This window comes from Sodalis sp. (in: enterobacteria), assembly GCF_047607725.1.
Lineage (GTDB): Bacteria > Pseudomonadota > Gammaproteobacteria > Enterobacterales > Enterobacteriaceae > JBLKSS01.
In genome coordinates this window covers 1-13,338 of the sequence record NZ_JBLKSS010000147.1, presented here as the reverse complement: position 1 = coordinate 13,338, position 13,338 = coordinate 1, and the positions used below count along the sequence as shown (strand labels likewise).

11 protein-coding genes and 8 pseudogenes are annotated in these 13,338 nt (G+C 56.5%); 12 read left to right on the top strand and 7 right to left on the bottom strand.

Annotated elements, in window-relative coordinates; all coding sequences use genetic code 11:
- Both istB and ACMX3H_RS13425 read left to right on the top strand, forming a co-directional pair.
- Positions 1-245, top strand: a pseudogene (gene istB, locus ACMX3H_RS13430) (IS21-like element ISSoEn3 family helper ATPase IstB); the annotation flags it as partial.
- Positions 246-389: 144 nt separating this feature from the next.
- Positions 390-839, top strand: coding sequence for a hypothetical protein (locus tag ACMX3H_RS13425; RefSeq protein ID WP_415211189.1), 450 nt, complete (start codon positions 390-392; stop codon positions 837-839).
- Between the two features lie 37 nt (positions 840-876).
- Here ACMX3H_RS13425 and thiD read toward each other — a convergent pair whose 3' ends face one another.
- From thiD to ACMX3H_RS13410, 3 genes and pseudogenes are all read right to left on the bottom strand, one after another.
- Positions 877-1,680: a bifunctional hydroxymethylpyrimidine kinase/phosphomethylpyrimidine kinase gene (gene thiD, locus ACMX3H_RS13420; protein WP_415211188.1), complete on the bottom strand. Its 804-nt coding sequence runs from the start codon at positions 1,678-1,680 to the stop codon at positions 877-879.
- Positions 1,677-2,234, bottom strand: a pseudogene (locus ACMX3H_RS13415) (hydroxyethylthiazole kinase); the annotation flags it as partial. The pseudogene ACMX3H_RS13415 and the gene thiD, both read right to left, overlap by 4 nt.
- A 522-nt stretch (positions 2,235-2,756) precedes the next feature.
- Positions 2,757-3,482, bottom strand: a complete 726-nt coding sequence (locus tag ACMX3H_RS13410; protein WP_415211187.1) for a helix-turn-helix transcriptional regulator — start codon at positions 3,480-3,482, stop codon at positions 2,757-2,759.
- 274 nt (positions 3,483-3,756) lie between these two features.
- On the opposite strand from ACMX3H_RS13410, the gene ACMX3H_RS13405 reads away from it, so the two are divergent.
- Positions 3,757-4,242, top strand: a complete 486-nt coding sequence (locus tag ACMX3H_RS13405; RefSeq protein ID WP_415211186.1) for a GNAT family N-acetyltransferase — start codon at positions 3,757-3,759, stop codon at positions 4,240-4,242.
- Between the two features lie 65 nt (positions 4,243-4,307).
- Here ACMX3H_RS13405 and tsuB read toward each other — a convergent pair whose 3' ends face one another.
- The 3 genes and pseudogenes from tsuB to ACMX3H_RS13390 all read right to left on the bottom strand — a co-directional run bounded on the left by tsuB (position 4,308) and on the right by ACMX3H_RS13390 (position 6,323).
- The gene (gene tsuB, locus ACMX3H_RS13400; RefSeq protein WP_415211185.1) at positions 4,308-4,532 is read right to left on the bottom strand and encodes a thiosulfate utilization sulfurtransferase TsuB/YeeD; all 225 of its coding nucleotides are present in this window, start codon (positions 4,530-4,532) and stop codon (positions 4,308-4,310) included.
- A gap of 21 nt (positions 4,533-4,553) precedes the next feature.
- Positions 4,554-5,605: pseudogene (tsuA, locus tag ACMX3H_RS13395) on the bottom strand (thiosulfate utilization transporter TsuA/YeeE).
- Positions 5,490-6,323, bottom strand: a complete 834-nt coding sequence (locus ACMX3H_RS13390) for a LysR substrate-binding domain-containing protein (protein WP_415211190.1) — start codon at positions 6,321-6,323, stop codon at positions 5,490-5,492. The pseudogene tsuA and the gene ACMX3H_RS13390 overlap by 116 nt, the downstream one beginning before the upstream one ends.
- Positions 6,324-6,441: 118 nt before the next feature.
- On the opposite strand from ACMX3H_RS13390, the pseudogene ACMX3H_RS13385 reads away from it, so the two are divergent.
- From ACMX3H_RS13385 to ACMX3H_RS13375, 3 genes and pseudogenes are all read left to right on the top strand, one after another.
- Positions 6,442-7,080 (top strand): annotated as a pseudogene (locus ACMX3H_RS13385) (alanine racemase); the annotation flags it as partial.
- Positions 7,081-7,153: 73 nt separating this feature from the next.
- Positions 7,154-7,564 carry a hypothetical protein gene (locus ACMX3H_RS13380; protein ID WP_415211184.1) on the top strand — a complete coding sequence of 137 codons (411 nt, stop codon included), beginning with the start codon at positions 7,154-7,156 and terminating at the stop codon, positions 7,562-7,564.
- Between the two features lie 241 nt (positions 7,565-7,805).
- A pseudogene (locus tag ACMX3H_RS13375) lies at positions 7,806-9,212 on the top strand (YfcC family protein).
- Here the strand turns inward: ACMX3H_RS13375 and ACMX3H_RS13370 are convergent.
- Positions 9,178-9,573 carry a hypothetical protein gene (locus tag ACMX3H_RS13370; protein WP_415211191.1) on the bottom strand — a complete coding sequence of 132 codons (396 nt, stop codon included), beginning with the start codon at positions 9,571-9,573 and terminating at the stop codon, positions 9,178-9,180. The pseudogene ACMX3H_RS13375 and the gene ACMX3H_RS13370 overlap by 35 nt on opposite strands.
- On the opposite strand from ACMX3H_RS13370, the pseudogene ACMX3H_RS13365 reads away from it, so the two are divergent.
- The 6 genes and pseudogenes from ACMX3H_RS13365 to ACMX3H_RS13340 all read left to right on the top strand — a co-directional run bounded on the left by ACMX3H_RS13365 (position 9,484) and on the right by ACMX3H_RS13340 (position 13,226).
- Positions 9,484-9,856: pseudogene (locus ACMX3H_RS13365) on the top strand (M20/M25/M40 family metallo-hydrolase). The gene ACMX3H_RS13370 and the pseudogene ACMX3H_RS13365 sit on opposite strands and share 90 nt — an antisense overlap.
- Positions 9,808-10,365: a M20/M25/M40 family metallo-hydrolase gene (locus ACMX3H_RS13360; protein ID WP_415211183.1), complete on the top strand. Its 558-nt coding sequence runs from the start codon at positions 9,808-9,810 to the stop codon at positions 10,363-10,365. Before ACMX3H_RS13365 ends, ACMX3H_RS13360 begins: the two are co-directional and overlap by 49 nt.
- Positions 10,366-10,441: 76 nt before the next feature.
- Positions 10,442-10,872: pseudogene (locus ACMX3H_RS13355) on the top strand (RidA family protein).
- 30 nt (positions 10,873-10,902) lie between these two features.
- Positions 10,903-11,631 (top strand): annotated as a pseudogene (locus ACMX3H_RS13350) (sulfite exporter TauE/SafE family protein).
- A 373-nt stretch (positions 11,632-12,004) separates the two neighbouring features.
- Positions 12,005-12,280: a PTS sugar transporter subunit IIB gene (locus tag ACMX3H_RS13345; RefSeq protein ID WP_415211182.1), complete on the top strand. Its 276-nt coding sequence runs from the start codon at positions 12,005-12,007 to the stop codon at positions 12,278-12,280.
- 10 nt (positions 12,281-12,290) lie between these two features.
- The gene (locus ACMX3H_RS13340) at positions 12,291-13,226 is read left to right on the top strand and encodes a PTS transporter subunit IIC (RefSeq protein WP_415211181.1); all 936 of its coding nucleotides are present in this window, start codon (positions 12,291-12,293) and stop codon (positions 13,224-13,226) included.
- Positions 13,227-13,338: the final 112 nt, after the last annotated feature.

Here is a 13,338-nt window from a genome sequence, read left to right as displayed (position 1 = left end):
GCCTGGAATCAATGAGTCCGATGCAGGCAACGATGCTGTTGGAGGTGATGGAAGATCGTTACGACAAAAGCAGCAGCATCCTGATCAGTCAACTGCCGGTAAAAAAATGGTATGGATTGATAGAAAACCCCACGACGGCTGACGCGTTACTCGATCGGCTAGTACACCCCAGCTATCGACTGGAACTTAAAGGCGAATCACTACGCAAAGAGCAAGGAGTAGCCAGCACAGGAAAAATAAACTAAAACTGAGTCAAAAGATGAGCGAACACGTGATTGAATATCACTGGAATGGGTGATCGGAAAATATCGGAATAACTGATCGGATGTCGCCTGAACAGATGATCGGATACGTCGGAATCTGCACTGGACGAGCGGCAAAGCCCGCTGGTGCAATATTCCCAGTTGACCGATAAAGCGTTAAAACAGCGGCTGGAGCAGGAATGGCAAGCACTCAACGACTATGTCGGAATGGCGTGTTACCAGTTGGAAAATGATCAACCGCTCTGGCGGACCCTGATGGACAGCCTCAGCGCCGACGCCCTCGCTCAGTGGGTCGCCTCCCCCCGTTTCGACGACAAACGGCTGCAGCAGGACGGGGAATTCACCGGCTTCTGGGCAGGCAATGTTTTTATCAGCCGTCGGCAGGGCGCGGCGCCGGCGCTGCAACTGCTTTGGCGCGATGCGCAAAACCAGATCCAGCCGGGATATATTTATACCCTGGCCACCAATGCCGCTCAGGCACAGCCGCGTCCCGCATTGCTGATTCGGCCGCAGCGCACCGAGGCCAGTATTCGTGCTCAACGCTTTCGATGCGCGGCATCTGCAGCTGGCGCATGACCTGCTCACCTACGCCGCCGGCATTCTTGAGGGGGTATCACCACCACTCATGGAAATGATGGACCGGTCCGATACCCTGCCCCACGCGTAAATCATCGGCATGCAGCAGCGCCTGCTGCAGCCACGCTTTAGCCGCTCGCAGGGTTTGCGGCCAGTCATCATAACGCGGGCGCCGCGCGGCCAGCGCGGCTGACAGCGTGCAGCCGGTGCCGTGGGTGTGGCGTGTCGCAACCCGCGCGCTGTCGAACCGCAGCTCATAGTCCGGGCTTATCAGCCAGTCCGGGCTCGCGCCGCCGGCCAGATGACCGCCTTTCATCACCACCGCCTGACACCCCAGTGCCAGGAGCGCGCGGCCCTGCTGACGCATTTGATGCTCATCCACCGCCGGCGTGCAGCCGAGCAGGACCGCCGCCTCGGGCAGATTGGGGGTAATAATCGACGCTAAAGGCAACAAAATATCCCGCAGGCTGGTGACCGCATCCTCATCCAACAGCGTATCGCCGCTTTTCGCGACCATGACCGTATCGAGTACCAGCCAGGGAATGGGGTATTTTTGAAGCTTGGCCGCCACCGCGCGGATAACCGATGCTTGTCCGAGCATACCGATTTTGGCGCTATCGATACGCACGTCGCTAAGCACCGACTCCATCTGGGCCGCAACAAAATCCGCATCAATGGGATAAACCGACTGTACGCCGCGCGTGTTTTGCGCCACCAGCGAGGTGACTACCGTAGTGCCATAGGCGCCGAGCGCTGAAAAGGTTTTCAAATCGGCCTGGATGCCGGCCCCGCCGCTGGGATCGGTGCCGGCGATGGACAACGCATAGTAAATTCGGCTCATTGCACATCCTCCGCGCACAGACGATACAACTCATCGAGCATGCCGCTGGAAAAGCTGCCAGGCCCCGCCGCCCAGGCGGCGGTCAGACGACCGGCGCGGGCCATCAGCCGGCAGGCGCCGGCAACGTTGTCCAGCCGCTCGCCCGGCAAGGCGCAGCAGGCGGCCACCACCGCCGACAATGCGCAACCGGTACCGGTCACGCGCGTCATTAACGGATGGCCATCATCGACCTGCCAGACGTGAAAACCGTCGGTAATCACATCCACCGCGCCAGTTACCGCTACCACCTCGCCACAGTCTTTGGCCAGCGCCCGTGCGGCGGGCAGCGCTTGCAGGGAATCATCGCCGCTATCGACGCCGCGGCCGGCAGGGGCAATGCCGGCCAGCGCTAAAATTTCCGAAGCGTTACCGCGCACCGCCGCCGGCTGCAGGGTCAACAGATGCCGGGCGAAATGACTGCGGTAATCCAACGCACCGACGCCGACGGGATCCAGAGCCCAAGGCGTATCCGCCGTCCGGGCGGCCGCGATCGCCGCCAGCATGGCCGCGGCGCGCTGCTGGCATGATCCAGTTCAGGTAATACGGGTATTTCTCAGCCTTAACCTGGCGGTCAGGGCACCCCGAGTCATTGATAAAACAGTATTTTTAGGGATAAATGGCGATTTCTTCCTTCGGGGATGATAGCCTAATGGCCCGGCGGAGTACAATCCATTCACTCTATATGTGTCTGACAAGCGCGTCAAACAACGGAACCAGCGCGCTTTCGGTCCCGATACCGCGTTTCACTTTTGCCGCGCCGCAGCGGGTGCGTGTCCGCCAGCGATGCCCCTGGCCAGCACGGCGGGTTAATCTACCCCTTTTATTTTTCAGGTTTACCCGACGGGGGGTTAATAGCCCGGGCCCTTTAATGACGTCCAAGCGCTGAGAGAACAAAGTGCACAAATGTTGTGGGAACTAAAGGAATGGAATTGACATACTCCAAAGCAAGGTATTTTTTACAGATTAAATAAAGAAAATGGATTAAATATTAGGGTCTCAATGATATCGTTGGATTGAGAAGGAAATCTTCTGGACGACTAACTTAACAGTTTCAGTTCCATTGCGCGCGTGATAGCGTGTTTTGCGTTCGCCACACCAAGTTTATTGATAATATTGCGAATATGAAATTTAACTGTCCCCTCGCGGATAGACAGGATAGTGGAGATTTCATTATAGGTTTTACCCACGCTTGCCCAGAACAACACCTCTTTTTCTCGTGGCGACAGCCGACAGGGTTCTTGTTCAGTCCCCTCGGTCACCTGTTCCTTACGCGCGTCGAAAAAGCGGATAACTTTTTCATGGGTGGTGATGAGCAACATCTGAAATTTATCTTTTTCACGCTCTATTATATCATAAAAATCATAACCTTGCTTCATCTGGATTATCGTTAGCGTCGCCAGATTGTTGTCAGGATCATGCAGCGTGAAGGTATAACCGTTGTCAAGGGCGTAATCACTAGACATCTTATAAAAGTTTTGGTCCGGTAGATTGGGATTATTTTGCCAGCTAAAAGGCGTAAACTTACGGCCGGCGATCAGCATTACCGGGTCAATTTTTTGAAAACCATAATTACGATATTGATTCAGCCAACCCGCCGGGTAATCGGATATCATATAGGCAGGGTGTCCTTCGTCCTTATTCATCATGAAGTAAGCGAAAGTGAAAACATCGGAATCGTTAAATATATGTGAAAGATAAAGTTTAATATTTTTCTTCATCTGGTTGATGAATAGCATATAATCCTTATCGCTTGGGTCACCCATTATCTCTACCTGTTATATTTATTTGAATGAACGGAATAATCGCACCGATGATGGAAATCCGGCGCTGCAGTTATTTTACTTTATGATTATTGGATAGTATAAGAAGCCCACAATGGAAGCAACCACTAACAGAGGTGTTTATAATTATCCGTCACAGTATCGGGACGAACAATTCAATCCGTCGCGGTTGCTTTGATTAGTATGAATATTAAATAACATGTACTATAATTAACTTTCGCTCATATCTTTTGTTACCCGGCCAGCAGGACATGCAATGAACAGGAACAGCGGCGAAATTACCGTCAGAAATTATCAGGAAGCGGACCGCCCGCTTTTGCGCACGCTGTTTCTCGCCTCACGCAAAACGAACTGGCTGTGGCTGGATGACCGCCACTGGCAGCTGGAAAATTTTGACGCGGTAACGCTTGGGGAAAAGATCCTGGTGGCGGAAATCGACCAGGATATCGCCGGCTTTGCCTCGCTCTCGGTGCAAGACAGTTTTTTGCATAATCTGTTTATTGCTCCCCAGTGGCAGCGGCAAAAGGTCGGTACCGCCCTGCTGGACGCCTGTTATCCCTTATGCCGGGGCACGATGGCGCTGAAGTGCCTTATGCTCAATCAACGCGCGCTACGCTTCTATCTGCATAACGGCTGGCGCGTCATTACCACCGGTTTGGTGGAGAACGGCGAATACTATCTGATGCATCACCGCCCGCCGCCGGCTTCCCCGCGTCGGAACGCCGCATCCGCGCGCCCTTGATGGATGCCGTGTCGCCATCTCGGGCTTTTGCGTTTCGCCGTTTGCGCTATTCCCGGGGCGCCGCCTCAGGCTTTTTTAAGGGTGATGCTCCACTGCGCGGCTCCCACCTGCTGGTAATCGGTAACGGTATGTCCCTGTTCCGCCGCCCAATAGGGCAGGCTTTCCGTCGCCTGCGTACAGTCGAAGTCAATGACCAGTTCGTCGCCGGCCTGTAACGCCGCCATCGCGGACTGCGCTTCGATAAGAGGGAAAGGACAAACCTGGCTGATAACATCAAGTTTCTTAATCATTACGTTTCCTTATTAAATTTATCAGGCTGATGCAGCGCGCAATGCCGCCCGGCGCCGCGGGCGCATGAACAGATACCATGACGCCGTCCAGACGCCCAGAATCATAAATGCTAGCCCGACCCTGCCCTGCCAGGTCAGCATGGCAGTCATCACCAGGCCGTTGCCGATGGGAACACTCGCCGGCGGCAGTGGCGCCGAACCCCATCAGGATGCCGCCTGCGCAACTGCGCATCGAGGTGGCGGTATCGGCGGCGCGCAGGCGGAACTCGCCGCTGCTTTTGGCGGCGATGAACGCGCCAAGGAAAATGCCCAGCACTAAAAACACACCCCAATTAATGAATTTGTCATCCCCTATTACCAGATACTGCACAATATTGGCGCTCGGCGCGGTAATGCCCTGGCCGAAGATGCGTCCGGAGGCGATACTTAACGGCCAGGCCAGCGTCGCGATAAAGCCTACCAGCACGGCAGTGGCAAAGGGATGCCAGCGTTTTTCGAACAGCAGATGGGCAAGGCCGGTTTTTTTTGCCGGTAAAGCGGCTACCGCCAGCGACGGTTTTTTTTAATTCTCGACGCACCAGCCAGCCGGTCACCAGCACCAATAGGGCGATGAGCAGCCAGGGAGACAGGCCCAAGGTGTCCGCCATCGCGTTATGGGCAGTATGGAAGGACGCAATGTGCTGATTGAAGGTAGCCAGATGCGGGGAGCGCATTACGGCGCTGGTTAACATATAGGCCGCCAGGGCAATCCAGCTGCCTATCAGCCCTTCGCAGGCGCGGTACCTGGTACTGGTCGCGCAGCCGCCGGCCATGACGATCCCGAAGACGTAACCGCCAACGATAGTGCCCAACCAGGGAAAAGCGCCGACATCGTAACTGAACTGACCCGCGGCGATGAGGGTATATACGCCGACGCTTTGAATAGCGATGGCAATCAATAAGGCGTAAAAGATACGGTTATTTTTGGCCAGATACATATCGCGAAAACCGCCCGTTAGGCAGAATCGCCCCCGTTGAATAACAAAGCCAAGTAGCGCACCGCAAATGAGCCCGGTGGAAAGTGTTTGCAGTATAATAAATATTAGATATAAAATCATTTTGATATATAATTATTTTCTCAACCTCCACTGCCCACCAATATCCAAATACAACTATATAAAGAAAAAATATTTCCCCCGCCCGCGGTGACGACAGACTCACCCGCGCCGCCGCCTGCAGTCGCTGGCGCCAGGGAGCCTGCGGCTGGAATTGCTCCTGCATCATGCGCATAAATGCGCGCGTCCGCTCTGGCAGCCCCGCGCCCTGGTGGGTAAGCACCACGACATTGGCGTCAGGCAATAGCGGCAGCAGTTTTCCCTCCGCCAGGGCATCGGCCACATCCCATTCCGAACGCATGATAACGCCCAGCCCCTCCACCGCCCATTGCCGGATCACTTCGCCGTCGTTACTTATTAATATCGGTTGAGTACGGATGTTGACCGTGGTGCGCCGCGATCGCAGCTGCCACAGCGTCACGTCTTCATTGTTTTCATGCAGCGCGATGGTGGGTAGCGTCGCCAGATCCTGCGGATGTGCCGGTAGACCATAGAGTTCGATAAACGCCGGCGAGGCGCAGAGGATGCGCCGATTGGGGGCAATGTAATGGCTAATCAGGTTCGATGAACGCAACTCGCCGATATGGATAACTAAATCGCTTCGGTCGCTGCTGGCGACCAGGGGCTGGTCGGAGAGCGTCATCCTGATATCCACGTCGGGATAGCGCTGGCGCTTTCCCGGATCACCAGCAGAAATTGTATATCGGCAGAGTTCAGCATAAATGAATCATAGAATTAGCATAATTAAATATCAATGATCTCCAGATTGATTAGTATAAAAAAAACGTCTTACCGTTTCCGTCAAGGATATCTTCATGCATCTCCACCAGCTCGACACCCCGTGCGCAATATTGGATCGCGCGCGGCTGCAAGAAAACATACAGCGCATGAACCAGTTGGGGGTGAAATTTCGGCCTCATGTCAAAACGTCCAAATGTCTTGAGGTCGTCAACCTGCAACTGGCGGCGGGCGCCCACGGCATCACCGTATCGACGTTGAAAGAAGCCGAAGTCTTTTTCGCCGCAGGGATCCGCGACATTCTGTACGCGGTGTGTATTTCCGACCGCAAACTCCCGCGGGTGCTGGCTCTGCGCCGTCAGGGCTGCGATCTGAAAATTATTGTCGATAACGCCGAGTCGGCGCGCCAGGGCGGCGAATTCGGCCGCGCCCATGATGAACATTTCGAGGTCTGGATTGAAGTTGATACCGATGGTCATCGCGCCGGTATTGATCCCGCGGAAAGCGAGTTGCTGACGGTGGCGGTGCAGTTACAAGAAAGAGGGGCCATCGTCGGCGGCGTGTTAACGCATGCCGGATCCAGCTATGAACTGCACTCGCCAGAAAAACTCGCCGCCCTGGCGGAACAGGAGCGGGCCGGCGCGGTGCTCGCCGCCACCCGGCTGCGTCAAGCCGGTATTCCCTGCGAGCAGGTCAGCGTGGGATCTACACCCACGGCCTTCGCCGCGCAGCAGCTGGCGGGGGTAAGTGAAGTGCACGCCGGGGTCTACGCCTTTTTTCGACTTGGTGATGCACAACGTCGGCGTTTGCCAACTGGACGATATCGCTTTGAGCGTGTTGACCACGGTAATCGGCCACCAGCAGGAGAAAAGCTGGGTTATGGTGGATGCCGGCTGGATGGCCCTGAGCCGCGACCGCGGCACCGCCAGCCAACAGCGGGATTACGGTTACGGACAGCCCTGCCGGCTGGACGGTACCCCCTTCGACGGCTTTACGGTTATCGGCGCCAATCAGGAGCACGGCATCATTGCCGCCCACCCTTCCCAACCTGCGGCCGATATCACCACCTTGTTCCCCCTGGGCGCACAGCTGCGCATTTTACCCAACCACGCCTGCGCCACCGGCGCGCAGCATGCGGTAATGCATGCCTGTGATGCACAGGGCAATACCGTTCCCTGGTCACGGTTTCAGGGCTGGTAACGCGCCCGCGGTAAGCAGGCGACGGCAGCCGGCGCGGTAGCAGCGCTTAACGCCGCGAGGGCATCGAGTACAGATAAAGCATTACGCGCAGCCAGCGCGATAAGTGCGGCGAAAGCAGCAAACACAGCGAAAGTGAGGATTGGCCGGCGCGACGCCGTCGGCCAACGGGAAAGGCTACCCGAAGAGTAAGCGCTTGAGGTTTATAACAATGTTTGATTAATTTACTTTGGGAGGGGCAATAATGCAGCACGATATCACCGCAAACCCGGCGCGCAACGCACCGGCAACCCAGCGCAACCGAAAGACCGGTACCATTAATCCCTATGTCCTGTTGTTCATTATGCTGCTCATTACCACGGCGGCGACCTGGATCGTTCCGCCTGGTGAATTCGATCATGTCTTGTGCGAGGGGGTAAAATTTGCCGTTCCGGGCAGCCTTCATCCTGTCGCGTGCAGCGGTGTCGGCCCGGGAACGTTATTCACCTTCATCGCCGAGGGTATGGTCAAGTCCGCGCCGATTATTTTCCTTATTCTCTTTACCGGCGGCGCGGTTAACGTGCTGGAACAGGCCGTCGCACTGAGCAATGCGCTAAACGCCATGGCGCGGCGCAAAGGCAGCAGCGACACGGTAATCATCCTCAGCGTATGCGCGGTCTTCTCGGTGCTGGGCACCACCGGCGGCGGCGTCAATTAGGTGGTGGCGTTTATTCCGTTAGGCATGCTGTTGGCGCGCTCGATGAATCTGCCGCGTATTTTCGGCGTCGGTCTCATCTACCTGGGCACCTATGCCGGCTTCAACTCCGCCATTATCAACCCCGGCACCACCGGACTGGCCCAGCGTCTGGCTGAACTGCCGCTATTTTCCGGCATGGGGTTTCGCCTGGGGATTTATCTCGCTTTTGCCGTCTGCGCAATCGTTTTCCTAACCCTTTATGCCCGCCGCTGTCGACGCGACGGACTGGCAAACGAAGACGAAAACGCGCAACAGCACATCACCGCCAAAGTCACCACGTCCCATTGGCTTATCCTGGCATTCACCGCCCTTGCCCTGCTAACGTTCATTTACGGCGCGGTCAACTACGGCTGGTCCGAGAACGAAATGTCGGCAATGCTTATTATCGTTGCGCTGGGCGTCGGCCTGATTGCCCGTTTGCGGGGCGGCGCTATCGCCGACACGTTCTTACAAGGCTGCGCCCAATTGATTCCGGGCGCGTTGATTGTCGGTCTGGCGCGGGCGATTGCGCTGGTGCTGGGGCACGGGCATATTCTCGATACGCTCGTTAATGCCATTGCCAGCCTACTTGCGCCATTGAATGAAATGTTTGCGGCCCTGGGAATGTTCATCAGCGCCGCAGTAATAATGCATATCGCCATCTCTTCCGGTTCAGGGGAATCAGCCGCGCTGGTGCCGCTGTATGTCCCGCTGGGCGATGCTCTGCACATCACCCGTCAGGTGACGGTCGAAACCATTCTGCTTGGTGAAGGCGTCATTAACTCGGTAAATCCCACCTCCGGCGTGATGATGGCCGTGCTGGCCATCGGCCGCATCGGCTATGGCCAGTGGCTGCGGTTCGTCTTTCCCCTCACGCTCATGTGGCTCGCCATCTCCATCATCATCGGCGTTGAGATCCAATGGGGCCCCTTTTGAGGTGGGCAAATAACAGGAAGGATTGTAAGATGAAAACACCTTTGGCGTCCAGCTTGCCGACCTCGCGCCTTGGCACGCCGAACTGACCGCGCTGCGGCGCCGGTTCCACCAGCACCCGGAGCTGGCGTTTGCAAAGCATCATACCGCCGCCACGATTGCGCAATTGCTCGACGAATATGGCTATGACGTCACTACCGGTGTCGCGGGCAAGAGGGTTGTCGGCATATTGCGACTCGGGGACGCCGACCGCGCTATCGGGCTGCGCGCGGATATGGATGCCCTGCCCATAAACGAAGAAAACACGTTCGACTATCAAAGCCGCCAGCCCGGTATCATGCATGCCTGCGGCCATGATGGCCATATGACGATGCTTCTCGGCGCGTTATCTGGCCGCTACGCGCCGCTTTAACGGCACTCTGCATGTCATTTTTCAACCGGCGGAAGAGCGCGGCTTCGACAGCGGTGGGCAAAGAATGGTCGAAGAAGGCTTATTTGAGCGTTTCCCTTGCGACGCCGTTTTCGCCATGCATAATCACCCCGGCAGGCCCTGCGGACAACTGATGAGCCGGCGCGGCCGCACCTGGCGCAAGATCCCGTGGTGGGCGCCGCCAGCATTATCATGGCGCTACAAACGGTGGTGGTGAGAAATGTCCCGCCTGATAAAACGGCGGTGGTCACCATCGGTATGCTGCACGGCGGCAAAGCGCTGAATGTGATCCCCGCCGAAGTGCAACTGGGGCTGAGCGTTCGTAGCTTCGATCCGGCCATTCGCGCGCTGCTGCGCCAACGCATTACCGACATCGTGCAACTGCAGTCGGCCTGCCTGGGATTGAGCGCCGAGATTAAGTATGTCGAGGGCTATCCGGTGGTCTGCAACAGCGAGGCGGAAACCACCCTGGCGCTACAGGTGGCTGCGGAATTGGTGGGCGAGGACAATGTGGACGGCGATATGGATTTGCTGACCGGGAGTGAGGATTTCGCCTACATGCTCCAAGCGCGCCCCGGCTGCCTGATACGCATCGGCAACGGTGAAGCACAAGCCAATAAGATGTTGCACAACCCTGGCTATGACTTTAACGATAATAATCTAGTTACCGGTGCCACTTACTGGTCACGGCTGGTCGAGCGATACCTGCCGCCGCGCGCGTCCTGATCCTGGCCGCGGCCCGGCCGACGCCGGTCGCCAAGCATGTTGTCCCCTGTTGTCTGACGAACCAATAAGGTTGATTATGACTGAAACATCGCACGACGCGTTACAGTGCATCACCGCCCCGGACGTGCCGCCGCCGGCCGGCCACTACTCCCACGCGGTCAAAACGGGCAATTGGGTTTTCGTGTCGGGCGTATTGTCGGTGACGGTGACGCCCGAGGCGGATTTCGCCGCGCAGACCGAGGCGGCGCGGCGCCAGTGCCGCAGATACTGGCGGCAGCGGAATGCGGCTGGTCGCAGGTGGCGCAATGTACCGCCTATATCGTCGGGATTGCACATTGGCCTCTCTTCAATCAACTCTTCGCGCACTATCTTCAGCACCATAAGCCGGCCCGGGCAGTGGTGCCCGTGCCGGCGCTGCATCACGGTTATTTGATTGAGATCCAACTGACGGCGGTAGGTACTTCGTCCCAGTCGCCCCCGCTAGCGGAACGCCACAGGGAGAGTTAAGTCCGCAGTTGAAATGGATCTAATGCAGCTATGATTGTGTCTGAAATTGTGTCCTGGCTTATTCTGGGCGTTGGGCTGGGAATTTGCGGCGGTATGCTGGGCATCGGCGGCGGCTTGATCGCTATCCCGGTGTTAAGCCTGTTGTTCCACATGGATCAGCTTCTCGCCCAGGGCACCGCGCTGATTATGGTAACGCCCAATGTGCTGATCGAGTTCCTGCGCTACCGCCAACGCAACCATATCGATTTGCGGCAAACCTTCAAACTCTGTCTGTTCGCCACCGTATCCGCCTGGTTCACCGCGCAAATGGCGTCGACCATGCCTGTCGACAGGTTGCAAAAGGCGTTTGCCGCGTTTTTGCTGCTGCTCGCGACCTACTACCTTTGGCAGTGGTTCGACAGCCGCCGCCGTTTTGTCCGCCCGGCTTTTACCGCTCCTCGGCATCGCCAGCGTGTTTATGTCGGGCATTTTCACCGTTGGTGACTGATTGGTGGTAGTACCGGCGCTGGTGTCGCTGTTCGGCTTTAGCCAGGCGCAGGGGATCGCCTTGGCGTTGGTCGTCCCCGGCGCCCCGGCGGCGCTGTTTTCCTACGCACAGGCCGGCAACGCGGACTGGAGCATCGGACTGCCGCTGGCGCTGGGGGCATCGTCAGCGTCTCCTGGGGCGTGGCCCTGGCGCACAAGCTGCCCGTGATGTGGCTGAAACTTGCCTTTTGTATGGTGCTGATCGGCGTGGCGATCGCGATGCTGGCGGCCTGAGGATAGCGCGGCAACGACAAGGCTACTGACGCCGCTACAGCGACGGCACCGGCTCTAGCGCCGCAGCAGCGGTGACGGCGACCCTAACGCTTCAGCAACGGCGACCGCTCGAGCCTTCTCTTTCAAATTACACAGACCCACGACAGCCTTTCCAAATATTGCCGATCGCGACCACGACGCACCAATGTTAAATAAAAATAATATAATAAAAGAATTACATAAAAAATGCTGATGCTAATTTCCTCCACTGTTACCATTTATGTTTCCGAATCGTAAAACAAGGTTCACTTAGTGTGTAAAATTACACAGTGATCACATTTCATTTGCATTGAAAGTGTTTTAATTAGTTCACCTTCTTTAATGAGAACTGACTATGAAACACATGATGATCTGTTGTGGCGCCGGCGTGACGACCAGTACCGCCGCGCTGAAAAAACTGGAAGTCTATCTGGCGGCGGAAGGGTTGCTTGACAAGGTGAGAATTTCGCAAGGCACCGTGGCCGAGGCCGCCACGCGCCGCGACCTGGATTTTATCGTCTCCACCTCGCCCGCCAAGGTGGCGGTGCCGGTGATTAATGCGCTGCCGCTGTTGACCGGCATGGGCACCGATAAGGTATTTGAAAGCGTTAAAGCCCAAATCCTGGGCTGAGGATACCGCCATGTTTATTATCGACTACATCATCAGCACCGGCGCGTCGGTGATGATGCCGCTTATCTTTATTGTGCTGGGTCTCATTCTGCGCCTGCGGATATCGCAGGCCATCAAGGCCGGCCTGATGGTGGGCATTGGCTTTATCGGTCTGAGCATCACCGTCAATTTGATGATTGATTCCCTCACGCCGGTCAGCCATGCCATCGTCAACCGTTTCGGTCTCAACCTGACCGTGCTGGATATGGGGTGGCCCGCCGCCGCCGAGGTGGCGATGGGTACTCGGGTTGGCGCCCTGGTGATCCCGGTGTGCGTCGCGCTAAATGTCTTGATGCTGTACACCAAAACCACACGCATCCTGAACGTCGATATTTGGAACCTCTGGCATCACGCCTTTGCCGGCTCGCTGGTGGCCATTATCACCGATAATCTGTGGCTGGGGCTGTTCGCGGCGGTGCTCAACTGCGCCATCACGATGATTATCGCCGATCGCACCAGCAAAGATGTAGAAAAATATCTCAGCCTACCGGGCATTTCCATTCCCCATGGCTTCTCTGCCTCGTTCGTTCCCGCCGCCTGGCTGGTGAACTTTGTGGTGGATCGCATCCCTTACGTGCGCGACATCAAAATCGATACCGAGGTAATCCAGCGCCACCTGTCCGTCCTGGGGGATCCGGCCTCCCTCGGAGCCATCATCGGCGGCGTGCTGGCGATTATCGCGGGGGTGGAAGTGAAAGCGATTTTACAAACCGCGATTACCATGGCCGCGGTCATGACCATCATCTGCAGATTCCGACGTATCCGATCATCTGTTCCGGCGACATCCGATCAGTTATTCCGATATTTTCCGATCACCCATTCCAGTAATATTCGATCACGTGTTCGCTCATCTTCTGACGCAGTTTTAGTCTATTTTTCCGTAAGCGCCCCGTGGAGGACGTCTTGAATTATTGGGGGGTTTGTTGTATGGCCCGGTAAGAATATGTTCCACTACGATGCCTAGTGAACCCGCATCCTATAAGGGACGGCTGTCAGATCATGGATAATCCGGCGATGAT

Bases quoted from the DNA above. Each gene is read 5' to 3' on its own strand.
- ACMX3H_RS13340 (WP_415211181.1), top strand. From the start codon at position 12,291: ATGTTTATTATCGACTACATCATCAGCACCGGCGCGTCGGTGATGATG.
- thiD (WP_415211188.1), bottom strand. From the start codon at position 1,680: ATGAGCCGAATTTACTATGCGTTGTCCATCGCCGGCACCGATCCCAGC.
- ACMX3H_RS13345 (WP_415211182.1), top strand. From the start codon at position 12,005: ATGAAACACATGATGATCTGTTGTGGCGCCGGCGTGACGACCAGTACC.
- ACMX3H_RS13405 (WP_415211186.1), top strand. From the start codon at position 3,757: ATGAACAGGAACAGCGGCGAAATTACCGTCAGAAATTATCAGGAAGCG.
- ACMX3H_RS13380 (WP_415211184.1), top strand. From the start codon at position 7,154: ATGCACAACGTCGGCGTTTGCCAACTGGACGATATCGCTTTGAGCGTG.
- ACMX3H_RS13410 (WP_415211187.1), bottom strand. From the start codon at position 3,482: ATGGGTGACCCAAGCGATAAGGATTATATGCTATTCATCAACCAGATG.
- ACMX3H_RS13370 (WP_415211191.1), bottom strand. From the start codon at position 9,573: ATGGCCATCATGGCCGCAGGCATGCATGATACCGGGCTGGCGGCTTTG.
- tsuB (WP_415211185.1), bottom strand. From the start codon at position 4,532: ATGATTAAGAAACTTGATGTTATCAGCCAGGTTTGTCCTTTCCCTCTT.